Below are 23772 nucleotides of genomic sequence, written 5' to 3' on the forward strand. Positions count from 1 at the left end.
TGCGGGTAAATTTAGTACGGCGGTTTTTGCTCCGGTGACCGTTTGAGAAGGGATGCCACTCCGGCCACTCAGACCCGGTTTTTCGGGGGTTCGGTTGGGGTTTTGGTTAACAAAAACGGAACAATTAAAAAGCTAAAGCTGCTCAGCACCAAATTGATTGCGAATCCCACCGCGTGCAGAAAGGTGGCGATGGCGGCCCCCTCAGCCGCGGCAAAACCGTAGAGCCCCAGCACCCGGCTGACCAGAAAATGGTAGGTGCCGATGCCGCCCTGCGTGGGAACGGCCAGCCCGCCCAGCGAACTGACCGCCAGAATGGTGAGCGCGGCCGTGGGGGGCAACGACCGCGTGCTGTCCAGGGTCATCAGCAGCCAGTAAGTACTCAGCCAGGAAATGAGTTGATTGAACACCGTTAGGAGTACAAACAAATAGGGTTTGGGCAATTGCCGAATGGCGAAAAAACCCTGCCAAAGGCCCTCAATCGTGTTAAACAGACGGGCCAGCAACGGGTGTTTCCGAAAGTCCGAACAACGCAGGAGTTGCCAGCCCCAGCGACCCAGCAAAAGAAAAATAAGGGCTGCACCGGCAAGCAACGCCCAGCCCGTTGCGGTTGGCAGGTTCAGCGACAGACCGGCGAGGTAAGCCTGCATGCGGGGAAGCTCCACCACGAACGTCAGGAGCAGCACCAGCGCGAGCATGAACAGATCGATTACGCGCTCGGCCACGACGGAGCCAACGCCCTGCGAAAACGGAACCTGATCGGTGCGCTGCAAGGTCGCGCAGCGGGTCAGCTCGCCCGAACCCGGAACGATCATGCTGGCAATCACGCCCGCCATCGTCGCGACGGTCGCCCGAAAAACCGTCGGGAAATACCCCAGGGCCAGCAGCGGCTGCTGCCAGCGTTTGCCCCGCACCAGATACACCAAAACCGTCAGCACCCCCACCAGCGCAATCCAGCCGTAGTGCGCCTGCCGGAATTGCCGCCCGAGATCGACGAACGAAATGTCCTTGAGCGCATAAATCAGCAGGGCAATCGCCAGGGCGAGCGGAAGGGCGCGTTTAAGCAGTGGTTTCATTCAGTTGGTACGAATCGGCCGTAAGTTAGGCAAAACAATCTGATAATTTGTGGCACATAATTTGACCCGAATTGGGCGTCCTGCTACCTTTAAAGGTACATTGCCGAACGCGCACCGGCATGGGTTACCGCTTATCTCGTATGTCCAAATCCAATAAGAAAAAGACGGTTTCTGCTCCGGCCAAACCCCGGATCGAGGCACCAGCCGCTGACGTTTTCAAACCGGTTTCGGCGGTTCGTCACAAGGCCGAAACCCCGCTGGCCGACCGGAACCCGCAGCCCGCTGGCTTTGAACTGATTCGCTTCGATAGCCGCCTGAAATGGTTTCTGGGCATCTGTCTCGGTCTGTTTTTAGTGTTTACGGTGGCCAAAATCCATTTTTCGTCGATTCCCATCTGGAACCAGATCATTCCGGACGGGTCGGACCAGCGACGCGGCCTTATCTCGGGCACGCCCAAGCAGATCCGGATGGACGAGTGGGCGATTCTGGCGCCCTTCATGCTGTCGCAGGCGCACCAGGATTACCCGCTGGAAAACCCGGCCATCGGGGGCGAAAAAGTCGCGCTGGTGGGTTATTTCCCGATCAAGCACTTTGTCTCGGTTTTTCGTCCCGATTATTGGGGTTTCTACGCCTTTGGTCCCGAAATCGGCTTTGCCTGGCGCTGGAATTTTATCATCTTTTTTAGCCTGATTGCCGTTACGCTCACCTTCCTGGTACTGACCCGCAACAACTTCTGGCTGTCGGTGATCGGGGCTTTCTGGCTTATTTTTTCGCCCGGTCTGGCCTGGTGGTCGTTCTTTTTCCTGACCAGTATTTTCGCCGGAAGCCTGCTGCTTACGTCTTCCATCTACATTTTTTATGCCCAAAAGGTAAAGACGATTCTGGCGTGGGGGGCGGTTTTTCTCTGGTCGTTCGGGGCCTACGCGCTGACCCTGTATCCGCCCTATCAGGTGCCGATGGGCTACCTGCTGGTTTTTCTGCTGATCGGTTTTGTCTGGCGGGATTTCAACAAGGACTTCCTGTTCGCCAGAATACCGTATAAGCTGGGCGCGTTTGCGGTGGCGTTTGCCCTTCTGGGGGCGGTTTTTTACCTCTATTACCTCGATGCCAAGTCCACCATCGACGTGATGTCGAATACGGTGTATCCCGGGAAACGGAGCGAAACCGGCGGCACCGGTTTTATTGCCAACTGGTTTTCAGAGTATTACGCGGGCTGGCTGCTCACCGACCAGAAGTTTCCGAAGCACTGGCTGAATATCTGCGAATTGTCGCACTTCATCACGTTTACACCCGCCATACTTGCTTGTACAGTAGTCTATTTTCTGTATACACGGAAATTGGATCCGCTTTTGCTGATCATTCTGGCGTATGTGCTGGTGTTGCTGGTCTGGATGGAAGTGGGTTTTCCGGCTTTTCTGGCCAAAGCGACCTTGCTGGATGTAAGCCCGACGCGCCGGACGCAGATTCCGTTCGGAATCGCCAATGTCGTGCTGGCGGTTTTGTACCTGGATTACCTCCGGAAGCACACGATCCGGATCGGGATGGCCCTGTCGGTGGCCCTGACGGCTGGCGTGGTGCTGTTCATGGTTTACGCGGCCTGGCTCAATATCTCGACCTCGCAGGGCTTTTACAAAGCGCATCAGTTGTTTGCCCCGACGGTTTTTTTCATGGCCCTGAACTTTCTGCTGTTACCGGTTACGAATTTTCGGTACAAAGAGCTGGTCATTGGCGTCGCGCTCGTTTTATTTACGTTGCCGAACCTGAAAATCAATCCGGTCGCGAAGGGGCTGGCGCCCATTACGGAGCATACGCTGTACAAGAAAGTGCGCGAACTGCACCTGAAAGAACCGGCCGCCCGCTGGGTCGTACTGGGCAATCAGTACATTACTTACCTGGTGACGGCCACCGGCGTTAACCAGTTGAGCGGGGTTAAAAACCAGCCCGATTTTAAAACGATGCGGGTGCTGGACCCGACCGCCAAACAGGATTCGGCGTATAACCGATACGCCCATGCCGTTTACAACACCTATATTGACGGCAAAGACAGTACGGTGATTCAAAGCAGTTTTGAAGACGGTTATTTTGTCGGCATCGACCCCTGCTCGCCGAAACTGAAGAAGCTCAACGTGAAGTATTTCATCTTCGACCGAACTCCGCAGGCTGTGGAAATCCGGTGTATGAAACTGGTGGAGAAATTAGGCAGTATTGAAATCTACCGCAGCAATGAGTGAAAGCGTGTTTGTGCTGATTCCCTCGTATAACGAAGGAAAAGTGATCCGCCAGACGATCCGTTCGCTGGAAGGCGGGCCGTATACAATCGTGGTCATCGACGATGCTTCGACGGATGCGACGGCCAATACGGTGCGCGATCTGCCGGTGTATTACCTGCGCCACGAAATCAATCTGGGGCAGGGAGCCGCTTTGCAGACCGGAATGGACTTTGCCCGGCTGCACGATGCCGACATTGTGGTGCATTTCGACGCCGACGGGCAGCACAATCCGGCCGATATTCCCCGGTTTATTGAAGAATTGCGTTCGCAAAAAGTTGATATTGTCCTGGGTTCCCGGTTTTTGCGGGAAGACGACCTAAAAGCCGTGCCCCGGTTTCGGCGGTGGTTGCTGCGGCTGGCCCGGCTCGCCAATGGCCTGCTGACCGGCCTCTGGCTGACCGACGCCCACAACGGGTTTCGGGTGATGAACTGGCGCGCCCTGAAGGCCATTCAGTTGAAAGAAAACCGCATGGCCCACGCCACCGAAATTCTGATGCAGATTCGCCGGAACCGGCTTCGCTACGTCGAAAAACCGACGCACATTTCGTACACGGCTTATTCGCAGGAAAAAGGCCAGCGGTGGTCGGGTGCCATCAACATTCTGATTGACGTTTTTATCAATAAATACTTCCGCTGATGCCGTTTACGCTGACCCCCATTCAGTTACTGCTCACCGTTCTGCTCGTCATCGTTGGCGTTGCTTCGCTGAGCCTGTTGCGCAACCGCCTGCTGTACCGGCTGTTTTTTCTGGGTATTATCGCGGTCGGGATTCTCTTTGTCGCCGTGCCGACCATTCCGTACTACCTGGCGATGCAGCTGGGCGTCGGGCGGGGGGTCGATCTGGTGTTCTACCTGCTTTTCACCGGTTTTTTGCTCATGGGCGTGGTTTTGTACCGGCGGCTGTTGCAACACGACCTGATCATCACCCAACTGGTTCGGCAAAACGCCATTCGAAATGCTACCGAAGGCACCCGCCGGAAAAATAAACCGGGACGCTCAGAATAACGTCCACGGCTCCGGCACAATCGCGGTTGAGAATGCGGCCGGCGAAGCAAACCACTGCCGGGGCGCAATGACGGTTCGCCCGGCCGACGGATTCAGCCAGGCGCCCCACCAGCTAAACGAACTGTTGGCGATGATGGCGTGCGGGCACAAACTCATCAGGTAAAGGTCCTGCCAGCTATCGACTCCGCTGTTGCCCTCCACGTAGGTAACGGTTTCCAAAACCGGCCCCAGCGTTGCTTTCACCCACGCCATATCGTCTGAAAAAGCAAAGAAATGGGCGTTCCCGAACCGCTCCCGAATGTGGGCAATAGCGTTCTGATAATACGTTTCGCCGGCAAAACCGTGTAGCTGACGGGCGTTCGGATTGGTGACGTAATCGCCCCTCCGGACGTGAATAAAAACCGGGGTCCGGGTCCGGTCGATGGCTTCAGCGTACCGGTGGCTGGTGACGGATAGCGGTTTTTGAAAATAAAGTTTTTCGCGCAGCACCGGCACCACCGGCCGGAACCAGGCTTCGGATTGCCAGTAGCCCCAGCAAAAAACAACGGGCGCTGAGCGGGATACGGTTTTTAACAAGGATTCGGTCGCCGGATTTTCCCGCAAAAAAAGGCTGCCCCCACGACCCGAAACGGCGGTCAGCAACCCGCTTATCGTTTCGAGCGACGACGCCCGCTGCACATCCAGGCCGAAAACGCCCAGCTCATACGGCCGTAAGGTGTAGTTCCGGACTCGCGCCAGCAGCCGGTTTTCCAGAACCAACGTGCTCAGTTTGAGGTTCGTCTGAAGCTCGTGGGCCAGCCGCAAACCGAACGCATACTGAAACAACTGATTCCCCAGACCGCCCATCAACGACGAAATCACCATATTTAGCCCCGGTTTGATTTGCGTTCGGCGAAGTAATTGACGGCCACGAAAATTTCCAGCAATTCGGAATATTCGTCGATCCGCCGAAGGCCGTTGCCGACGATGCGGTACAGAATAAAGTCGTTGTGCAGCAACTTCCAGAAATCGCGGAAAAACGTGCGGGAGTCGATGTTGGTGCCGCCAAATTCAAACTGGATAAACCGGATGCGGTGTTCGTGTAAAAACCGGGTGGCGCCTTCCAGTACCGAAAATTCGTGGCCTTCCACGTCGATTTTCAGCAGGTCGATCTGGCTGATTGACTGCTCGTTACAAAATTCATCGACGGTACTGAAAGTTGCCACTTCCATCGGCTCAAACGGGATGTTGAGGTGTTGCAAGTCGCGCGAATAGACCGACATCATGCCCGACTGTTCGGCATCGGCGTACAATGATAGTTGACCGGCTTTCGAACTCAGGCCAAACGGATGGTTAAAAACCGTGGGCGCCACCACGTTTTCGGTCAGCGTCTGATACGTCCGGCGCGAAGGTTCAAAGCAGTGAATGGTGGCCCGGTTGCCGAACGTTTTCAAAAGTAGTTGGGCGTAACTGCCCACATTTGCCCCCACGTCGAAGACGACAACGGGCTGCGTTTGGCGGTCGGTTTTTCGGGCAACATAGTGAATAACAAACGGTTCTCCACTGTCTTCCGTGTACGAGCCGCCCCCGTAATTCATGGCGTAGAGCGTGAACAGATACAGCTTTTCGTAAAACGGCTGCAGCCAGTTGACCCGGATGGGGGCCAGGAGCCACTTCAAAAATCGTGTCATAGTTTGGTCATCTCGAAGATTCCGCAGCCGTATGAACAGCCGAAATTAGTCCGAACGGCATCCGATCGCCAGTCGGCGTTGGCAAAGAACTGCTCGGTATCGTCAATGTAGCTGAAAGATTCGATTCGGTAGCGAGGTGTAAAAATCCGGAGCAGATAGGACACATCGAACACCCGGTGCGCATTGTAAATGATGCCCTGCGGGCCAATGGGCGTCGAGAAATAGAAGGTCCCGCCCGGTTTCAGGATTTCATAAATGGTGTCCAGCGCTTTCAGATGGCCGTTTACGTCGACCGGATCGCCGTAGCGCCCCAAACCAAAATGCTCGATGGCGTGGAGCGACGAAATGGAATCCGTGGACGCTTTCAGGTCGGGCGGCAACGCCATCAGGTCGGCCTGCCGAAAACTCACGTTGGGAATCGGGCGGTTCAGCGGGCGAATATCCAGAATTTCGATGGGCCGGAAAGCCGCCACGTGGGCCACAAAACCGTCGATCCGGGAGCCAACGTCGAGGTGCTTGACGGGCCGGTTTTGGAAAATGCGCTGGGCAATATGGAGGTCCTGCAGGAAATAATGCTTGATCAGGTGGCCGCTTTCGGCGTAGCGATCCGTCAGGGCCGGAAAGAACCCCCGAATCGGAAATTCCGACTGGCCATTCAGTTGCCCTTTCAGCGTGAAGTAATCCCCAACAAAGTCCGGGACGGCTTTCATGCCGTTCCAGACCACCTCCGAACCGAGTTTCAAGATACGACCAATCATAACTACATCAGGCGTTTAGAAGCTGCCGGGCTTGATTCATCACCCGAATTAAAAAAGATTCCGGAAACGTATTGATTGCCAGCGTGATTAATTTGATTTTCAGCCGGTGCCGGCGCGTGGTCCGGTAGGCAAATTCCCGCACGAACGTTTCCTTGATTTCCAGGTTGCTCCGCCATTTCGCCCGCAGGTTCGTGAAAACCGTGTTGGTATCGTGAATGCGATACGCCGTCAGGTATTCGGGCAAGTTATGCATTTTATACCCCTGATTCAATTGCACAAACAAGCTATAGTAATCGTTAAAATGCGGAAATCGGATCTGGTACAAATCATGGTGCTGGAAGTTGTTCCGGTATAAAACCGACGGGTTCGCAATCGGAAACCGCAGGTAAAATTCGTCATAAATGGCCTGGTGCCCAACCGGGTATTGGCGAAAACCCGTCGTTCGGCCCCGTTCATCAACCAAGGTCAGCCAGCTTCCGACCAGAAAAACCGCCGGATTGGCCTGCAAAAAAGCGACCTGTTTGGCCAGCCGTTCGGGATGGGCCATGTCGTCGGCATCCAGTTTGGCCAGAAATTCGCCCCGGGCGTGGCGGCTCGCGACATTGGTGGCCACTTCGCCCCCGTAGCCCAGCGGAGCCGGTTCGTACAGCGGTTTCACCCGGCTGTCGCGCCGGGCAAAAGCCTCGATAATTGATCGGCTGCCATCGGTTGAGCCATTATCCAGCACGAGCACTTCCAGGTTGCGATGCGTCTGATTCAGAACGCTTTCCAGAGCCGCCGATAGAAACCGCTCACCGTTGTAAACCGGCATAATCACGGAAACCAGAGGCATTGATGTCGTCATGGATGCAAGGCGGGCCGGATTTCAGTCGGGACGGTACGCTGCCCGAAACCGCGCTGACAAATGTAATTGTTCTGCCGTTGTTTTGTGATTAAACTTCCAATCACCCCAATCCCGGCTTCCCGTTGTCGTGATCAAAACCCGTGCCATGCGCGTTAAACTGCCTTCGCCAAGCCGGGTCAAAAAAGCGTTTGCCAGTAATTCGGGTCCTGGGCAAGGCGCAAAACCGGTGTGGGCTGCCGTGCGTTTGTCACGATTTTTGCACTATCCACACAATCAATACGAATGCTTTCAGAATTGACTAAATCCAAGAACTTAATCGAGCCGGTTTTGATTTTACGGTTAGTGAAAAAGTCTTTACTGGTTGAAAATAAAGTTATTTTTGCGCTCGTTACCTTTAAGAAGGGTTTTGAATACAACCTGAAATTTGAATTTTTTTAAGAATGAATTTTACTGTTTTTCATCTGCCTTCCCCCCGGCTTTCCACGCGCAGCATTCGCCGGATTGCCGTCGGGGCGTTATTTTTTCTGCAGGGCCTGTCGTTTGCCAGTTGGGCTTCGCGGATTCCGAGCATCCAGCAGACGCTGGGGCTGTCGGATGCCGAACTGGGGGGCGTTTTGCTGGCGTTGCCCGCCGGGCTGATGCTTTCGCTGCCGATTGCGGGCTGGCTAACCACCAAAATCGGGAGCCGCAAAGTGGCTACCTTGGCGGTGGGGCTATACGCGCTGACGCTGCTCAGTTTGGGACTGGCCCAAAGCATTCCGCAACTGATGGGCTGTCTGTTCGTGTTCGGGCTGGTGGGCAACATGGCCAATATTTCGATCAACACCCAGGCGGTGGGCGTCGAAGCCCTCTACAAACGCCCGGTAATGGCGTCGTTTCACGGGTTGTGGAGTCTGGCCGGTTTTGCCGGGGCCATGCTGGGCGCGTTGATGATCGGCGCGGGCATCGTGCCGTACCAGCATTTTGCGGCCGTTCTGTTCTTTGCCCTGGCGGCTCTCGCCATTGCGTCCCGGTATATTTTGCCGGAAGATGCGGGCACCCGTGCCGATCAGCCCCTTTTCGCCAAGCCCGACAAAGCCCTGCTGATCCTGGGCATCATTGCGTTCTGCGCCATGATCTGCGAAGGCGCGATGTTCGACTGGAGCGGTATTTATTTTAAAAAGGTGGTGCTGGCCGACAAGGCGATGGTCGGCGCGGGCTACACGGCGTTCATGAGTACGATGGCGCTGGGCCGGTTTATTGCCGACTGGTTTGCCACCCGCTACGGCTTGAAACGGACATTGCAACTGAGCGGTGTGCTGATTGCCTCCGGTTTGCTGACCTCGGTGACGCTGCCGTACCTGAGCACCGCCATTCTTGGTTTCTTCCTGGTGGGTTTCGGCGTTTCGTCGGTGGTGCCCCTGGTGTATAGTGCCGCCGGAAAATCGACGGTTTTGTCGCCGGGCGTCGCCTTGGCGGCCGTTTCGACCATCGGTTTTCTGGGCTTCCTGATTGGCCCGCCCCTGATCGGTTTTGTTGCGGGGGCCACCAGCCTGCGGATTTCGTTCACCATCATTGCCGGCATGGGTCTGTGCGTGGCGCTGATGGCGGGAAAAGTGAAGGGCGAGTAAGATAAGCCCGGCAAACCGGAAACGGCGCCGTAAAAAAAGGTGAAAAGAAAGACATTGGCGGTTCTTTCTTTTCACATTTTTTTTAGCCGGAAAATTACTTCGTCAGCGTCAGCAGCTTCTCCGGTTCGTCGGTCGTGATGAAATCGGCTTTGCGTTCCAGGAGCCAGTTCATCATTTCCGGGTCGTTGACCGTCCAGACGTTGACGGTGAGTTTCTTCTGGTGCGCGTCCTGAATCCAGCTTTCATTCTTTTTCATGATGCTGTGGTGGTAGTCCAGTCCGTATAAACCGTCGGCCGCCAGCAGTTCGGGCGCTTTGTCACCCAGCAGATACGCCACATTGGCCGAGGGGTCCAGTTCCTTTACTTTCTTGCAAACGTCGTAATCGAAGCTGATGTAATCCACCAGTTTCCGGCCTTTCTGGGCTTTCACGACCTGCACGCACCTGGTCGCCAGCGCCAGCGAATGGTCTTTGCTGACTTTCGACGCTTTGATTTCCAGAACCAGGCGGGTTTTCTTCTGCTTCAGCCCCTCTTTCAGGTAGCTTTCCAGCGTGGGCAGCGATTCGCCGTTGCTGAGTTTCAGGGCGTTGATCTGAGCGGCCGGGGCGGTTTCCAGATTCACGCCCTGCAGGTCGTGGTCGTGATTGACCACCAGGGCCGAATCGGCGGTCATGTGTACGTCGAACTCACTGCCGTAGCAACCGAGTTTGATCGCCTGTTGCAGCGCGGCAATCGAGTTTTGCGGAGCGCCGGTATTTTTCCAGGCTCCCCGGTGGGCGATCACTTTGGTTTGGGCCATGCCGGATACCGTTAAGCAGGTGCTGAATGCCAGAACTGAAAAGAAACGAGAAAAAGCTGTTTTCATAAGGTAGCAGATTGAACCGTAAAGGTAACAGGAGCCGCAATACGAGTCAGATCGTGACCCGGTTTTTGGCTATACTTTACAATAAGATAATACGATCAATTCAATTTAAAACGTGTACATTCGGGTCATTTTATTCACCCTCAACCCCTTCTAAATATGTACGCACGCGTTATCCAGGTTCCGCTGAAGCCCGGCGCAACGGACGAAGCAACGGCTTATTTCCGCGATTCGGTAAGCCCGGCTTTCAACCAATTGGACGGTTTTAAAAACAGCCGTTTCCTGACCAATTCAGAGACCAATAAATGCCTGATGGTAACCCTTTGGGAATCGGAAGAAGCCCGGCAAAACGCCGAAACCAACGGTTTTCTGCAAGGCGTTTTGCAGGGAATGAAAGAGTATTTTGCCGGACCGCCAACGATCGACTATTACGAAGTAAAGGTTCAGGTGGTTTAAGGGGAAGGAGATTGTTGCGCGGAGAAGAATAGAGTTCAGCAGAGTTTTTAAGGTTTCTCCGCGTAACTCTGTTCTTCTCCGCGAAACGACTTTTCTCACTTTCCTAATTCGTTCACCAGCACATCCAGCAGTTTATCTTCCTTCAGGTCCAGCGTATATTCCCAGAACATGGCGCCCGCCAGTCCTTTGGATTTTACGTAATTGATCTTGTGCACCATTGACTCCTTATCGGCGTAGGAAATGAACGTCCGGTTTTCCGGATTCCACAGGTAAGGTGCTTTGGCTTTTTCGTCCCAATACCGCGTGTAGCCGTTTTTGTTGATGTAGTTAGCCACCAGATCGTCATAATTCGGGCTCATGTGCTTGCCCGCCGACGGCTGAAACAGTCCTTTGTTCACCGGATTCACGTTGGTCCAGCCGCGTCCGTAAAACGGCAATCCCAGCACAATTTTCCGGGCCGGAACCCCGGCTTTGATGTGCCCGTTCACGGCATCGTCGGAACTGTTGCGGGAGCGGTCGCTCAAAGCGGATTGGTACAGCGGACTGTGGTGTCCGGTTTTTTTGTCGTTGCCGTGGTAGAGGTCATACGTCATGATGTTGACGTAATCGAGGTATTTCTGGGCGTTGCCGAGTTCGGTGTGGTTCACAAAAGCCGTGTCGCCCCCGGTGGCGGCCGTCAGCAGATAATGCCGCGAAGCCGGTCGGTTGTCTTTTTTGCCCTGCGCGTCCAGCTGTTCGCGTAACTCCTTCAGCAACAACGTAAAGTTCTGCTTGTCAACCGGTCGAAAAATGTTGTTTTCGCCAATCTGGTCCGGGTATTCCCAGTCAATATCGACGCCGTCGAGTTGGTGTTTTTTCATAAACGAAACCGCACTGTTGGCAAATTTCTTCCGGGCCGCATCCGTCAGCGACGCATCCGAAAAATACCGGCAACCGCCCCAGCCGCCAATCGAAATCAGGATTTGCAGGTCTTTGTTTGCGGTTTTCAGGGTGTTCAGGGTCGCCAGATTAACCGAATCCCGGGCCCGAATCGGCGCCAGCTCACCGTTTTCGGCGGGTACGGCAAAGGCGTAATTGATGTGGGTTAATTTCTGAACCTCAATGTCGTTTTTGGTCCAGCCGCCCCCGCCTACGTAGCCAATCAAGACGTATTTTTTCGGTTTGGCCTGCGCCGAAACGGTCCGGGGACAAAGGACAAACGAGCCTAAAAGCGTCAGCAGCAGGAAAATGTGAATTCGTTTCATCAGAAGGTTAGTCGAAAGTGTATGGTAAACTGTAAAATTAACAGCCGGGAAGAAAGGCACAAGCGGCCCGGCTAGCGGTTTTCAACGTAGCCCAAGCCCTGGTGGAGGCAGTTCACCAGCTGTTGGGTCAATGTGCCGTCCGGATCGAGTTTCGGGTTGAAGATGGTAATGGACAAGCCGGTCGCGCCCGGTGCCTGCACAAAATGGCGCAGCACAGCGGCCGCTTCCGCAAACGACAAACCGCCCGGAATCCGGTAGTCCACGGCGGGCATGATTTCGTCGGCCAGCACATCCACGTCGAAATGAATCCAGTAACCGTCCAGGTGCTGGGCCGTTAAAGCGGCCGTCGCCTGCGTCAAAACCGCCTGAATACCGGTTTTTCGAATCAGAGCCAGATCAAAGCAGTGGATGGCCGACTCCTCAATGCGCTGGCTGCCTGCCCGCTCGGCTTCGTCCGCATCGCGCCGGGCGAGTTGAACGACGTGTTCTTCGCGCACGTACGGTTTTTGGTTCTGAAGGTTGGTCAGTTGTTCGGGGCCGTGGCCGGTCACCAGCGCCAGATCCATCGAAGCCGCTTCGCCGGTGGGTTCGGCTTCGGGCTGGTAAAAATCCGCGTGGGCGTCGATGTGCGCCAATCCAAACGTGCCCCGTTGCTTCAGGGCCAGCAGACAGCCGAGCAAAATACTGCAATCTCCGCCGAGCACCACCGGAAACCGCGACCTCTTTAGAGTCTGTTGCACGGTTTCTGCCAGCCGGGCGGAATACGCGGCCAGCGCATCGGTGTTCAGCACCTCGTGGTTCGACCGGCGCTGGTCCGAAAAAGCGGTTACATCGATGGGCACCGAAAGCGCGGGTGCGGTTTCCTTTAAAAAACCGTATTGCCGGAGGGCATAGGGCAGCAGTTCGACGCCGGACGGTTTCAGACCCAGAATGCAAGGCGCTTCGATGCGTTGATAGACGGTTTTCATGCGGTGCTGCCGGCGTTCAGATAAGCCCCAAAAAGAAAGCCAGACGACCTAAGTCACCTGGCTTCTGGTTTCACTCGAATTGTAAGGATAGTTCACGTTTCCGTCAATATCCTTACTCGAGCGAACTATGTATATAAAACTCAGTTCGGCGGAAATTGTTGTGGGATTTGAAAAATATTCAGCAAAATTTTTCAAATTTTTTCGCGCTGCCCTTCCTCGGCGAAAGCGACGGGTGCGTAGAGTAGGAAGTAAGTGTACACTTCTGGAAAAATGGTTACAATATGGTAACATTGCATTCCCCTTACCCAACGCTTTCATGGATTTGTTTTTTGAGTACGATGTCGATCGGCTTCGTCGCTACGCCGGGCTGGCCGAGAATGCCGGAAAAATAAGCATCGAATCGTATTCCAGTCACCTGCTGCTTTCGTTTACGGACGTCGGCTATTTTAATTACTGCGTCTGCCACGAACCCGATTCTCTGGCGGCTGTTGTCGAACAGGCCCGTTTATTTTACGCCGACCGGCAACAGGATCACCACAAACTGCTTCTGGATGAAGCGCAGGCCGACGCGCAGCAGGACCGGTTTTTAACGGAACAGGGATACACGTTGAAAGAACGGCTGATGGCGGTGCATGATCCGGCGCTTGCGTACCGGCCGCAGCCGGAGCGGGCTGATCTGCGGCTGGAATCCGTTTCCGAACCAACACTGCCGGCCTTTACGGAGGATTATCTAGCCGCTTTCGAATCCGAACGGAAAAACACCGCGCCGGTGATTGCCAACTTCAGGCAGTTGCTGGCCAGTCCGAATATCGCCCTGTTTCGGGTTACTGACCAGAAAAAACCGGTAGGCATTGCGGTTTTATACGGTTTTGAGCAGCATTTCTTTCTGGCCGGGGGCGCTATTCTGCCCGAATTCCGCAACCAGGGTTACCATACCACCGCCCTGATCACCCGTCTGAACTGGTCGAATCAGCAAAAGGCCCGGAGCATTATTTCGTGGGCGTACGAAGGCGGGGCGAGTTACCGAAATATGTTGAGAGTGGGGTTGGTTCCCTACAAAAGGTACCGGGTCTATGAACGATGAATTTCGGCTGCGCTGGACGGAAATCGGGCAGCGTTACGGCGCTAAAGACGCGATCTGGACCGAAAACCGGGTCATTACGTACGCGGATCTGTTTCGGCGGGCGAATCAATACGCGGTTTTTCTGGTCGATCAGGGCATCCGGCAGACCTGCGTTCCGGTTTTGCTGGACGAGCCGGTGGACCATCTGGCGGCTTTGCTCGGAGTTTTGCTGTCCGGAAATTACTACCATTCCGTCAACCGGCACACGCTGGATTCGCCGGATGAGCTGGTGCGTTCGGTGGACTGTGGGTGCCTGATCAGTGAATCGCCCGTGGTGCTGCCGAATCATCCGGCCCTGATCACCCTGATTCCCGAAACGCTCCGGTCGGTCGGGTGGAGTGCCGAAAGGCAGCCAACCATTCAGCCCGGTGATCCCTTTTGCCTCTTCACCACGTCGGGCAGCACCGGGCGGCCGAAGCAGGTGATTCATTCGCACCAGAGCGTGCTCGCGGACACATTTCGGCAAATTACCGACAACGAAATTGGCCCGCAGGACCGGATCGACCTTTTGTTTTCGCTTGAATTCAGCGCGTCGCTGGCCTGCATTTTTCCGGCTTTGCTCACGGGAGCCACGCTGGTGTTTCACGATCTGAAAACGGCGGGTGTGCTGTCGCTGCCGGTTTTCTGGCAGCACCAGCGAATCACGTTCAGCAGCCTGTCAGTCAGCACGTTCCGGACCTTGCTGAAAACCGACGCGGATTTTAAGACCCGGACCGACCTGCGTATGCTTTCCATCGGCGCCGAACCGGTGCGGCCCGACGATGTAACCGGTTTTCAAAACCGCTTTTCGGAAAAAACCGTCTTGCAGGTGGCGTATGCCACCACGGAAACCCGCACGATTTCGGAACAGAAAATCCGGACCGACACGCCCGTGTCGGAGTCTCTTTTTTCTGTTGGAAAACCGGTCAACGGCCGGACGGTTACGATTCAATCCGAAACCGGGTCGGTTTTGCCACCGAATCAAATCGGCGAAATTGTGGTGCAGGCGCGGTTTATTCCGTCGGCGTATCCCAACAATGCCGAAGCAAGCCAGCGGGCGTACCGGGTGTTTCCCGATGGAACCATCCAATACGCGACCGGGGATCTGGGCTTTCTGGATGCCACCGGGCATTTGTTCTGGTGTGGCCGCACGGACTTTGTGGTGAAGATCAACGGCCAGAAAGTCAGCCTGATGCAATTGGAGCAGGAGTTGAAAACCGAACCCGGCGTTAAAAACGCGGCCGTTATTTACGATACCTCCTCGGTCCACCAGCCCCGGCTGAAAGCGTTTCTCTGCACCGAACCCGGTTTTGACCTTGCCCGGCTGAAACCGGCCCTGGCGCAACGGCTCCCGGCGGTGATGCTGCCCGACCGCTACGGATTACTGGATGCGCTGCCGCTGACCAAAACCGGTAAACTGGATCGCCTGGCGCTGGCGGCTATTCAGGAGCCGGAAAACAGGCTGGGCGAAGGACCCGAATCCGTCGAAACCGACCCGATGGATCTGGTGCCGCTCATTAAACGGATCTGGCAGAGCGAACTGGGCCTGACGACGGTTTTGTCGGATTACGATGACTTTTTCTACGATCTGGGGGGCGATTCGCTGACGGCCGAGAGCGGTCTGGCCCGGCTGGAAAAGGCGCTTGGCAAAACCGTGCCGGTTCATGCGGTTTTTTCGTATACAACACCCAAGGCCCTGGCTTATTACCTCATGGGCTACGGCCAGCGCGGGGTGCAGTGTATTCCGCTAAATCAGCCGGTTTTGAATCGCAAGGCGGTTTATTTTATACCGCCCCTGCCCGGCGAACGGCGGATGTATCGCTGGATTGAAAACCACCTGAATCAGGATTGTAACCTGTATTATATTCATTATGAGCCGTATACGGTTGATGGTGAGCTGAGGCCGTTTTCGGAGCTGGTTCGGCAGATTGCTCAGGCGATTGCCCGGCCGGCGGAAAGTATGCTGGTCGGTTTTTCGTTCGGCGGACTGGTGGCTTATCAGGTGGCGCTGGCGCTGGAGCAGCTGGGTGGGTCGGTCCTGAACCGGCTCGTGCTGCTGGATACGCCGTTGTACCGGCGGATTACGTTTCGGGAGTCGTTGCGGAAAGATGCCCGCCGGATTGGCCGCAAGGTTTTTGCCGGTTTGCAGGCCGACCCGGCGGTCAACTGGAGCGCCAGCTGGCAGCGCGCCCTGGCCCGCTACCGCAAACGGCTAGACGACCGGCGGGGCCAGCCGGGGCAGGCCCGGCAAGCGGTCACCTGGCAGGACCGCAGTGTGCTGGCGGTGCATCAGTATGTTCAGCGAATCAGCGTGCAACACCCGGTTTCGTGCCCCATTCTCTTGTTTCGGGCCAGCGATTCGTCGGCTTTTCAGTACGAAATTCGCCCCGATTTTCGCTGGAAACCCTACACCACCGCCGGTTTTGACGAGCAGGTGCTCGAAGCCAACCACGATCAGGTGCTGAATTCGGTCAATAGCGACGTCATTGGAACGGTACTCAGCGAATTACTGCGCTAGTGAAACCGGTAAACTAGTCGGCCACGGCGGGTTGACTCGCCATTCTTTTGTAATTTCCGGAAAGGAGCCGGTACGATTCGGAGCGCATCGCCAGCAGGGTGACAATCAGTCCGATGATTCCGGTAACCGTAAACACCAGCGCCAGGCCGCGGGCTTTGCCGGTTCCGAACCAGTCGCCGATCAGTTCCACGCCCGCGCCATCGGTCATAAACGGAATGAAAATCAGCTCGGCAATCGGGCCGATGATAAAAGCCGTAATGGGGGAAGCGGCCTGCTCGACGCTCTGGGCAAAGCCGAAAACCCGGCCCTGGCGTTCGGGCGAAATCAGTTTCTGGATGATGGTCTGCTCGGCCGACTCCACCACCGGAATCAGGCACATGTAGATAAACAAACCCAGCGAAAGCAGCACGATGGACGCCTGAATGGTGAAGAAAATACAGACCGCCCACATCACAATGTTGGCGATGAACAGCGTTTTTAACGGTTTGGGTCCCAGGCCTCGCCGGGCCACCACCATGCCGCCGACGATGAAGCCCAGGCTCAGAACGCCCCACAACGTGCCCCACACCTGCACCGAAACCAGCGACAAACCGTAGGCGTCCATGAGCGACATGAACACCCCGCCCAGAAAGTTATTGAACGTGTTGAAAAAGATGAGCGCCAGCAAACCGGGCATTTTTTGAATGGCTTTCAAGGTGCCCCGAATGTCGATGCGTTTGGGACTGATCGCCGTTTCGTCGGCTGCGGGCGTGACTTCCGGCTCCGGAATGGAGACGGTCCACAAATGCAGAATGACCAGAACGGTGAGCGCGATGGCCAGCGCCAGCATCCAGAATACGCCCAGAAAACCGATGGCCAGCCCGCTGAACAGCGAGGCCACCAGAAACGACACGCCGTTGGCCGTGCCCACCATGCCGTTGGCTTTGTCGCGTTGCTCTTCCTCAATCAGAATGGTCACCAGCGTTGAAATGGCAATGGTGCGGACGTTGCCGGCAATGGCTCCCAGCAGGCCCAGCAAAATAAACGCCCAGAGCGCCGGACTCGCCGGATTGGTAAAAACCGCCGACGGCGTGGCGCCGTACAGCGCCAGGGCGAGCAGGTAAAAAACCAGCGAACTCAGGCTCGACCCCAGCATGACGGTTTTTTTGCGGTAATGATCGACGAGCGATCCCAGAAAAAAACCGGAGAATGCCACCGTTCCCAGGTAAATCCCGGCCATGATGGAGGTGGCCACCACCGACTTGGTTTCCAGGTACAACCAGAAGGTGAGCGCAAACCAGACGCACGAGTTGGTCAGCGAAGCCGCCAGCGTGTTGGCTAACAGGGCATAAAACCGGGTTGTCATGAAAACGAGTATTTGTTGTTGGAGGGCTAAATGCACGTGTGGCTGTCATGTACGTATACACAACAGCCACAAAGTTGGTTTCACCGGTATTGATTTAACTGAACGACGTCCGAAAAGAATTGGAGGAGGAACGAGCCGTTTCCGATGATTGAGCCAATTCACTGGCCCGTTTTTTATGGTAGTAAACGTACGAAGCTGCGCCCAAGCCAATGAATAGCAGCATGGGCGACCACATGAGCGGAGGAATGCCACTTTGATGGATGCAGTAGATTGCGCCCAGCAAATCGATGAACAAACCGGCATACGCCCATTCTTTGAGCCGGGGAAAACCGGGTATCAGGATGGCCGCTATGCCCAGCACCTTGGCCCAGCCCAGAAACGAAATCAGGTAAACGGGTAAGCCCATGCTTTTAAATCCGTCCACCGACGCCTGATCAACCAGGATGTGCGGAACCGATGTTCCCAGCATGACGAGTGCGAACAGACCCGTAAAAACCCAGTACAGAATTTTTGTCTTTTTCATGGCAGTCGAATTTGTTGTTGGTTGAAGAACAAGACAAATTTACGACCCTTCAACGACTTGAGCCGCGTGTAAAAACGGCAAGATACGGGGGTAATTGCGACAATAGTTGCGGGCTATTTCACCGCAAACAGCTTCAGGCAAACCGGGGCCGGAACCTTCACCTGCGTGCCGGTTGGCGTCAGCTTGCCGGTTTTACCGTCGAGTTTATAAACCACAATGTTGTCGGTATCCTGATTGGCCGCAAACACGTATTCGCCCTTCGGATCGACCAGGAAATTGCGGGGCGTTTTGCCCTCCGTAGATTGCTGGCCGATGAGCGACACCTTGCCGTCGTTGGCAATGGACAGAATCGCCAGCGAATTGTGGCCCCGGTTCGAGTGATAGAGAAATTTCCCTTTCGGATCGGTATGAATATCGGCGCTGGTGTTTTTGTCGGTGAAATCAGCCGGGAGCGTTTTCACATGATCCTGAAGCAACGTCAGGGCGCCGGTTTTGCTGTCGAGGGCGAAGGTGGCAACCGACGAGGTCAGTTCTTCCACCAGATATAAGTATTTGCCGTTCGGGTGGATGGCGATGTGGCGCGGTCCCGAACCCGGCGAAACGCTGGCGTAGGGCGTTGCGGCCGGTTTTACTTTGCCGCTGGCTTTGTCGAACTCATAAATATACACCTTGTCGGTGCCGAGGTCGCAGACGTACACAAAGCGGTTGTTGGGCGAAACCGTCGCCGAGTGGATATGCGGTTTTTCCTGCCGCTGGGCGTTGGCGCCTTTGCCTTCGTAGCTCAGGGTGTCGGTGGCGGCTCCGAACGTGCCGTCGTTGTTGATGGGCAAAACCGTAAATGTGCCTCCGCCGTAGTTGGACACAAACGCCAGTTTGCCGGTCTGGTCGATGGCGATGTGGCAGGGGCCGCGTCCGTGCGACGATTGCTGGTTCAGCATCGTCAGCTTCCCGGTTTTGGGTTCGATGCTGTACGAACTGACCCCGCCCGAATTGGCAGCCGCTTCGTTGACCGAATAGAGGTACTTGCCGGTGGGGTGAATGGCCAGGAACGACGGACTTTTGGCGTTGGAAACCGTCTGCAACTGTTTCAGGGAGCCGTTGGCGCGGTCGAACTCCAGCGCATAAATGCCTTCGCTGCCCCGGGTCGAATAGGTACCCACATACAGGATTTCTTTGGGTGACTGGGCGTGAACCATGGCGCTAAAGAGCAGTGTGGCTAGCAAAAATAGCTTTTTCATAGTCAGGGGAGTAAACAGGTCACAAAGCTAACAAAAAGGACAAGCCTTTGGCGGGCCTGTCCTGGTTCTTTCGTTTCGAACGGATAAAACCTATTGTTTGCCAAATTCGGCGTTGGCGCGGAGGGCTATTTCGTCGCTTACTACTGCCGTGGGCGTGCCGGATCCAATGCCGAAATCCGAGCGTTTCAGTTCACCGGTAATCTTGAATCCGGCCACGTCTTTTTTATTCATCGGGTGCTGAATCGGGCCGTTGAGCGTCACGTCGAGCGTTACGGGTTTGGTCACGCCGTGCATGGTCAGGTTGCCGGCAACTTTGTATTTTTTGCCTTCCACTTTCTGAAAAGACGTGCTTTTAAAGGTCAGCGTCGGAAATTTAGCGGCATCGAAGTATTTATCACTTTTCAAATCGGCATCCCGGCGCTCATTGTCGGTATCGATGCTGTTGACGTCGGCGGTCAGTTCCACCACGGCGTCCGTAAAGTCCGGTTTGGAGGAAGTGATTTTGGCGTCGAAGGTCTTGAAATTGCCGTCGACTTCCGAGACCAGCAAGTGGGTGACCGTAAAACCGACTTTGGCGTGGGCCTTGTCAACGGTCCAGGTCTGGGCAAAGGTGGCTGCTGAAGCGAGTAGAAAAGCGGAGAGGCAGGTGATTTTTTTCATAGATGTCAGGAGTTTACTGGAAAAATAAAAGAGGTAATGCACTCGCAATAAACGAAATAATTGCATAGTTATTCATTGTTGCCTCATTTACTCGCTTGAAAAAATAGAGCTGGAAGCCTGCTCAAAGCGCCTGTGTGGAGGGGATGTAATTGAACAATACGAATAATGTTGTTGATTTATCGGTGCTTTCCGACAATGCATTTTGATTTTATTCAGAAGATATCATTTCTTTGTTACTCCACTAAGTTGCTGGAATAAGAAGAATTTGTTTTCACAACGCTTTAGTGAGTTTTCCCAATGAAAAAGTCTACCCCGCTAAGCAGCACGTTCCGGCCAGCCTACTGCCCGTTCGTGATGATTTCTTCCGCAAACTTCACACCGGCGGTTGTATCCTGCTGTTGTTGCCACGCCTGATTTTTTAAGTCTCCCGGTTTTCAATGTCGTGTGCTTTTGACGAGTACCTTTTTGGCTTTGCCGTATTACTCTTCTTACTCTCTGGAATTTATAATAATTCGGAACAAACCTAATTTTCTCTTTTTATGAAACGTTTTTACCGCATTGCGAATGAGAAAGCAAGTCGGAGGGGGCTGCTGGCCGCTTTTTGGCTGGTGATCTCGCTGACCGGTTTTGCCCAGACTACGATCCGGGGAAAAGTGACCTCCGAGGATGACCGGAGCGGTGTGCCCGGCATTAATGTCCTAATCAAAAACACGACCCAGGGGACCCTTACCGACGCGGAAGGCAATTACCAGCTCCCGGCGGCCCCCAACGCCGTGCTGGTGTTTTCGGGCGTGGGCTTTATCCGGCAGGAAGTGTCGGTGAACAACAAAAGCCAGCTTGACGTGAAGCTGGTGGTGGACACGCGGCAATTGAACGAAGTGGTGGTGGTGGGCTACGGAACGCAGAAGAAAAGCGATTTGACCGGCGCGGTGAGTTCGCTGGATTCGAAAGAGTTCAACAAAGGCGTGCAGACGTCGGTGGATCAACTGATTGCGGGCCGGGCCGCCGGGGTGCAGATCACGCAGGCCAGCGCCGAACCGGGTGGCGGAGTCACGATCCGCATCCGGGGCGCCAACTCGATCAACGCCAACAACGAGCCGCTGTACGTCATCGACGGTTTGCCCATCGACAACTCGCCGGTGGTGCCCAACTCGCCGGTTATTACGGACGGCGCGGTTCGCAACCCGCTGAATGCCCTCAATCCGGCCGATATCGAGTCGATTGAAGTGTTGAAAGATGCGTCGGCCACGGCTATTTACGGGTCGCGGGGGGCCAACGGGGTCATTCTCGTCACCACCAAAAAAGGCACGAAAGGCAAGCTGAAAGTCAATTACACTGCGTACACGGCTTTTCAGAACGTAAGTAAAACCATTCCGATGCTGAACGCGCAGCAGTACATCGGCCTGCTGAACGATCTGAAAAAAGATCAGGGGCTGGCACCGGAATTCACGCCGGAACAGATTCAGCAAATCGGGGCCGGAACCAACTGGCAGAACGAAATCTACCGCTCCGGTTACACGCGCAATCACCAGCTGGCGTTTTCGGGCGGACAGGATAAATTCAATTATTACGCGTCGGCCAACTTTTACGATCAGAAGGGGGTCATCATCAGCTCCGGCATTAAAAAGTACATCGGCCGCGCCAACCTGACCTACAACGACGACCGGTTTAAATTCGGCCTGAACCTGAACACGAGTCTGGTCAAAGACGATTTTGTGCCGAACGGCGTCAGCATCAACGAAGGCGCCGGGGTAGTCAATACCGCCATTTTTCAGGACCCGACGCTGCCCATCCGGGACGCCAGCGGCAACTACGCCCAGACGCTCATCGTGAACCTCGAAAATCCGCTGACGCTGGCGAACGAGGTAAAAGACGTGGCCGAAACCAACCGGACCTTCGGCAATCTCTTCGCCGAATACTTCATTTTGCCCGAACTCGCGCTGAAAATCAACGCCGGAACCGACCGGCAGAGCGCCCGGCGCGACAGCTACGTTTCCCGCCAGACCCGGCGCGGGCAGGCCACCAACGGCATTGCCGATGTGCAGGTGAGCAACGCCAGCAACTACCTGATCGAGCTGACGGCCCGTTACCGCAAAGTTTTCAACGAGATTCATACCGTGGAGGTGCTGGGCGGTTACACCTACCAGCAGTTTCAGAACGATTACGTGGGCGCGGGTTCGCAGAACTTTTCGTCGGACGCGCTGCTGTACAACAACCTCGCGGCCGGTGCCCGCACCACCTTCGACGTGGGCTCGGGCCGGAATCAGAACCAGTTGCAGTCGTACCTGGGCCGGGTGAATTACAACCTGCTGGACAAATATTTGCTGACGGCTTCGTTCCGGGCTGACGGTTCGTCGCGGTTTGGGCAAAACAACAAATTCGGTTTCTTCCCGTCGGTGGCGCTCGGCTGGCGGATCAAGGAAGAGGATTTCCTGAAAGCGGTGACGGTTTTGTCGGATCTGAAACTGCGCGGCAGCTACGGGTTGACGGGAAACCAGGACATCGGGAGTTACAAATCGCTGGTGCTGCTGGGGCCGCAGGGCAACGCCATTTTCGACGGGGTTTCGTACGTAGGTGTGTCAACCACGCAGTTGCCGAACCCCGATCTGAAGTGGGAAACCACCGCCCAGCTTGACCTCGGTGTGGACTTCGGTTTGTTCGGCAACCGCCTGACGGGCTCAATTGATTATTTCCACAAAAACACGCAGGACCTGCTGCTGCAACTGCCCATTCCGCGCACATCCGGTTTTTCGACCACCTTCAAAAACGTGGGTGCGATGAAGAACAACGGTCTGGAAGTCACGCTCAATACCGTCAATATTCAAAAACCGTTCACCTGGCGGTCGTCCGTCAACGTCTCGATCATTCGCAACGCGGTGACCGATCTGGCGGGGCTGCCGTACATCCTTCAGGGCGAAGCCGGTTTTTCGAAAGATTTCAGCATCATCCAGAAGGGCCAGCCGCTGAACTCGTTTTTCGGCTACGTCATCGACGGGGTGTATCAGCTGGGCGACAACATCAAATCGTCTCCGCAGCCGCTGGCCAACCCCGGCGACTACCGCTACCAGGATGTGAACGGCGACGGCCAGATCACCACCGCCGACCGGACTATTCTGGGCTCGCCTTTTCCGAATTACACGTTCGGTTTCAACAACGACTTTTCGTACGGCCCGCTGACGCTATCGTTCTTCTTGCAGGGCGTGCAGGGCAGCAGCGTGTTCAACCTGAACCGCACCGAGTCCGAAAACCCGATTTCGTTCCGGCGCAACCGGCTGTCCGAGTCCTACACCGACCGCTGGACGCCCACGAATCCGACGAACGCCAATTCGTCCGGGATTCCGCCGAAAGTGGCCTACGCCACCAACATCAACAGCCGGGCGGTGGAAGATGCCTCGTTTATCCGGCTGCGAAACATTCAGGTGGCTTACAACCTCCCGGTTACGCGCCTGAAAGCGATTCGCAGCGCCCAGCTTTACGTCACCGGCCAGAACCTGTTCACGATCACCAGCTACACCGGTTCCGATCCGGAGGTGAGCGCCTTTGGCACCTCAAACGTCCGGGCAGACTACAATGCGTATCCGCTCACGAGAACCTATACCGTAGGTCTGAATCTTACTTTTTAATCG

The 23772-nt window shown here is 55.3% G+C and carries 20 protein-coding genes; 8 read left to right on the forward strand and 12 right to left on the reverse strand.

Going from position 1 to position 23772, the window contains the following annotated elements; genetic code table 11:
- Nucleotides 1-68: 68 nt before the first annotated feature.
- On the reverse strand, nucleotides 69-1073 hold the full coding sequence (locus ACYVHX_RS09845; RefSeq protein WP_460671452.1) for a lysylphosphatidylglycerol synthase transmembrane domain-containing protein: 1005 nt from the start codon (nucleotides 1071-1073) through the stop codon (nucleotides 69-71).
- Nucleotides 1074-1213: 140 nt separating this feature from the next.
- On the opposite strand from ACYVHX_RS09845, the gene ACYVHX_RS09850 reads away from it, so the two are divergent.
- The 3 genes from ACYVHX_RS09850 to ACYVHX_RS09860 are packed head-to-tail and all read left to right on the forward strand — an operon-like array spanning nucleotide 1214 to nucleotide 4348.
- On the forward strand, nucleotides 1214-3304 hold the full coding sequence (locus ACYVHX_RS09850; RefSeq protein ID WP_460671453.1) for a DUF7657 domain-containing protein: 2091 nt from the start codon (nucleotides 1214-1216) through the stop codon (nucleotides 3302-3304).
- Nucleotides 3297-3980, forward strand: a complete 684-nt coding sequence (locus tag ACYVHX_RS09855) for a glycosyltransferase family 2 protein (protein ID WP_460671454.1) — start codon at nucleotides 3297-3299, stop codon at nucleotides 3978-3980. Before ACYVHX_RS09850 ends, ACYVHX_RS09855 begins: the two co-directional genes overlap by 8 nt.
- The gene (locus ACYVHX_RS09860) at nucleotides 3980-4348 is read left to right on the forward strand and encodes a DUF2304 family protein (protein WP_460671455.1); all 369 of its coding nucleotides are present in this window, start codon (nucleotides 3980-3982) and stop codon (nucleotides 4346-4348) included. The genes ACYVHX_RS09855 and ACYVHX_RS09860 overlap by 1 nt, the downstream gene beginning before the upstream one ends.
- Here ACYVHX_RS09860 and ACYVHX_RS09865 read toward each other — a convergent pair.
- Genes ACYVHX_RS09865 through ACYVHX_RS09880 form a run of 4 tightly spaced genes read right to left on the reverse strand, consistent with a single transcriptional unit; the run spans nucleotide 4340 to nucleotide 7608 of the window.
- Nucleotides 4340-5212 (reverse strand): alpha-1,2-fucosyltransferase, encoded by an 873-nt coding sequence (locus tag ACYVHX_RS09865; protein WP_460671456.1) that lies wholly within the window; start codon nucleotides 5210-5212, stop codon nucleotides 4340-4342. The genes ACYVHX_RS09860 and ACYVHX_RS09865 overlap by 9 nt on opposite strands.
- A 2-nt stretch (nucleotides 5213-5214) precedes the next feature.
- Nucleotides 5215-6018, reverse strand: coding sequence for an FkbM family methyltransferase (locus ACYVHX_RS09870; RefSeq protein WP_460671457.1), 804 nt, complete (start codon nucleotides 6016-6018; stop codon nucleotides 5215-5217).
- On the reverse strand, nucleotides 6015-6776 hold the full coding sequence (locus ACYVHX_RS09875) for a class I SAM-dependent methyltransferase (protein WP_460671458.1): 762 nt from the start codon (nucleotides 6774-6776) through the stop codon (nucleotides 6015-6017). The genes ACYVHX_RS09870 and ACYVHX_RS09875 overlap by 4 nt, the downstream gene beginning before the upstream one ends.
- Before the next feature lie 7 nt (nucleotides 6777-6783).
- Complete coding sequence (locus ACYVHX_RS09880; protein ID WP_460671459.1) at nucleotides 6784-7608, reverse strand: glycosyltransferase family 2 protein; 825 nt, start codon at nucleotides 7606-7608, stop codon at nucleotides 6784-6786.
- A gap of 452 nt (nucleotides 7609-8060) precedes the next feature.
- On the opposite strand from ACYVHX_RS09880, the gene ACYVHX_RS09885 reads away from it, so the two are divergent.
- Nucleotides 8061-9230, forward strand: a complete 1170-nt coding sequence (locus tag ACYVHX_RS09885; protein ID WP_460671460.1) for an MFS transporter — start codon at nucleotides 8061-8063, stop codon at nucleotides 9228-9230.
- Between the two features lie 94 nt (nucleotides 9231-9324).
- Here the strand turns inward: ACYVHX_RS09885 and ACYVHX_RS09890 are convergent, their stop codons facing one another.
- Complete coding sequence (locus ACYVHX_RS09890) at nucleotides 9325-10029, reverse strand: glycerophosphodiester phosphodiesterase (protein WP_460671461.1); 705 nt, start codon at nucleotides 10027-10029, stop codon at nucleotides 9325-9327.
- 222 nt (nucleotides 10030-10251) lie between these two features.
- On the opposite strand from ACYVHX_RS09890, the gene ACYVHX_RS09895 reads away from it, so the two are divergent.
- The gene (locus ACYVHX_RS09895; RefSeq protein ID WP_460671462.1) at nucleotides 10252-10548 is read left to right on the forward strand and encodes an antibiotic biosynthesis monooxygenase family protein; all 297 of its coding nucleotides are present in this window, start codon (nucleotides 10252-10254) and stop codon (nucleotides 10546-10548) included.
- A gap of 95 nt (nucleotides 10549-10643) precedes the next feature.
- On the opposite strand, the gene ACYVHX_RS09900 is transcribed toward ACYVHX_RS09895, so the two are convergent.
- Nucleotides 10644-11792 carry a glycoside hydrolase family 18 protein gene (locus ACYVHX_RS09900; RefSeq protein WP_460671463.1) on the reverse strand — a complete coding sequence of 383 codons (1149 nt, stop codon included), beginning with the start codon at nucleotides 11790-11792 and terminating at the stop codon, nucleotides 10644-10646.
- A 71-nt stretch (nucleotides 11793-11863) separates the two neighbouring features.
- Nucleotides 11864-12760: an arginase family protein gene (locus tag ACYVHX_RS09905; protein ID WP_460671464.1), complete on the reverse strand. Its 897-nt coding sequence runs from the start codon at nucleotides 12758-12760 to the stop codon at nucleotides 11864-11866.
- 316 nt (nucleotides 12761-13076) lie between these two features.
- Between ACYVHX_RS09905 and ACYVHX_RS09910 the strand changes: the two genes are divergently transcribed.
- Entirely contained in the window at nucleotides 13077-13844 is a 768-nt protein-coding gene (locus tag ACYVHX_RS09910) for a hypothetical protein (RefSeq protein ID WP_460671465.1), read from the forward strand.
- Entirely contained in the window at nucleotides 13834-16380 is a 2547-nt protein-coding gene (locus ACYVHX_RS09915; protein ID WP_460671466.1) for an AMP-binding protein, read from the forward strand. The genes ACYVHX_RS09910 and ACYVHX_RS09915 overlap by 11 nt, the downstream gene beginning before the upstream one ends.
- 13 nt (nucleotides 16381-16393) lie before the next feature.
- On the opposite strand, the gene ACYVHX_RS09920 is transcribed toward ACYVHX_RS09915, so the two are convergent.
- From ACYVHX_RS09920 to ACYVHX_RS09935, 4 genes are all read right to left on the reverse strand, one after another.
- On the reverse strand, nucleotides 16394-17725 hold the full coding sequence (locus ACYVHX_RS09920; protein WP_460671467.1) for an MFS transporter: 1332 nt from the start codon (nucleotides 17723-17725) through the stop codon (nucleotides 16394-16396).
- 94 nt (nucleotides 17726-17819) lie between these two features.
- Nucleotides 17820-18248, reverse strand: coding sequence for a DoxX family protein (locus ACYVHX_RS09925; RefSeq protein ID WP_460671468.1), 429 nt, complete (start codon nucleotides 18246-18248; stop codon nucleotides 17820-17822).
- A 113-nt stretch (nucleotides 18249-18361) separates the two neighbouring features.
- Nucleotides 18362-19486: a lactonase family protein gene (locus ACYVHX_RS09930; RefSeq protein ID WP_460671469.1), complete on the reverse strand. Its 1125-nt coding sequence runs from the start codon at nucleotides 19484-19486 to the stop codon at nucleotides 18362-18364.
- 90 nt (nucleotides 19487-19576) lie between these two features.
- Nucleotides 19577-20146 carry a YceI family protein gene (locus ACYVHX_RS09935; RefSeq protein ID WP_460671470.1) on the reverse strand — a complete coding sequence of 190 codons (570 nt, stop codon included), beginning with the start codon at nucleotides 20144-20146 and terminating at the stop codon, nucleotides 19577-19579.
- 539 nt (nucleotides 20147-20685) lie between these two features.
- On the opposite strand from ACYVHX_RS09935, the gene ACYVHX_RS09940 reads away from it, so the two are divergent.
- Complete coding sequence (locus ACYVHX_RS09940; RefSeq protein ID WP_460671471.1) at nucleotides 20686-23769, forward strand: SusC/RagA family TonB-linked outer membrane protein; 3084 nt, start codon at nucleotides 20686-20688, stop codon at nucleotides 23767-23769.
- Nucleotides 23770-23772 lie beyond the last annotated feature (3 nt).

The organism is Larkinella ripae, assembly GCF_054780775.1.

Bases quoted from the DNA above. Each gene is read 5' to 3' on its own strand.
- ACYVHX_RS09910 (WP_460671465.1), top strand. From the start codon at position 13,077: ATGGATTTGTTTTTTGAGTACGATGTCGATCGGCTTCGTCGCTACGCC.
- ACYVHX_RS09845 (WP_460671452.1), bottom strand. From the start codon at position 1,073: ATGAAACCACTGCTTAAACGCGCCCTTCCGCTCGCCCTGGCGATTGCC.
- ACYVHX_RS09920 (WP_460671467.1), bottom strand. From the start codon at position 17,725: ATGACAACCCGGTTTTATGCCCTGTTAGCCAACACGCTGGCGGCTTCG.
- ACYVHX_RS09925 (WP_460671468.1), bottom strand. From the start codon at position 18,248: ATGAAAAAGACAAAAATTCTGTACTGGGTTTTTACGGGTCTGTTCGCA.
- ACYVHX_RS09880 (WP_460671459.1), bottom strand. From the start codon at position 7,608: ATGCCTCTGGTTTCCGTGATTATGCCGGTTTACAACGGTGAGCGGTTT.
- ACYVHX_RS09935 (WP_460671470.1), bottom strand. From the start codon at position 20,146: ATGAAAAAAATCACCTGCCTCTCCGCTTTTCTACTCGCTTCAGCAGCC.
- ACYVHX_RS09940 (WP_460671471.1), top strand. From the start codon at position 20,686: ATGAAACGTTTTTACCGCATTGCGAATGAGAAAGCAAGTCGGAGGGGG.
- ACYVHX_RS09875 (WP_460671458.1), bottom strand. From the start codon at position 6,776: ATGATTGGTCGTATCTTGAAACTCGGTTCGGAGGTGGTCTGGAACGGC.
- ACYVHX_RS09915 (WP_460671466.1), top strand. From the start codon at position 13,834: ATGAACGATGAATTTCGGCTGCGCTGGACGGAAATCGGGCAGCGTTAC.
- ACYVHX_RS09860 (WP_460671455.1), top strand. From the start codon at position 3,980: ATGCCGTTTACGCTGACCCCCATTCAGTTACTGCTCACCGTTCTGCTC.
- ACYVHX_RS09895 (WP_460671462.1), top strand. From the start codon at position 10,252: ATGTACGCACGCGTTATCCAGGTTCCGCTGAAGCCCGGCGCAACGGAC.
- ACYVHX_RS09870 (WP_460671457.1), bottom strand. From the start codon at position 6,018: ATGACACGATTTTTGAAGTGGCTCCTGGCCCCCATCCGGGTCAACTGG.
- ACYVHX_RS09900 (WP_460671463.1), bottom strand. From the start codon at position 11,792: ATGAAACGAATTCACATTTTCCTGCTGCTGACGCTTTTAGGCTCGTTT.
- ACYVHX_RS09850 (WP_460671453.1), top strand. From the start codon at position 1,214: ATGTCCAAATCCAATAAGAAAAAGACGGTTTCTGCTCCGGCCAAACCC.
- ACYVHX_RS09905 (WP_460671464.1), bottom strand. From the start codon at position 12,760: ATGAAAACCGTCTATCAACGCATCGAAGCGCCTTGCATTCTGGGTCTG.
- ACYVHX_RS09855 (WP_460671454.1), top strand. From the start codon at position 3,297: ATGAGTGAAAGCGTGTTTGTGCTGATTCCCTCGTATAACGAAGGAAAA.
- ACYVHX_RS09885 (WP_460671460.1), top strand. From the start codon at position 8,061: ATGAATTTTACTGTTTTTCATCTGCCTTCCCCCCGGCTTTCCACGCGC.
- ACYVHX_RS09930 (WP_460671469.1), bottom strand. From the start codon at position 19,486: ATGAAAAAGCTATTTTTGCTAGCCACACTGCTCTTTAGCGCCATGGTT.
- ACYVHX_RS09890 (WP_460671461.1), bottom strand. From the start codon at position 10,029: ATGGCCCAAACCAAAGTGATCGCCCACCGGGGAGCCTGGAAAAATACC.
- ACYVHX_RS09865 (WP_460671456.1), bottom strand. From the start codon at position 5,212: ATGGTGATTTCGTCGTTGATGGGCGGTCTGGGGAATCAGTTGTTTCAG.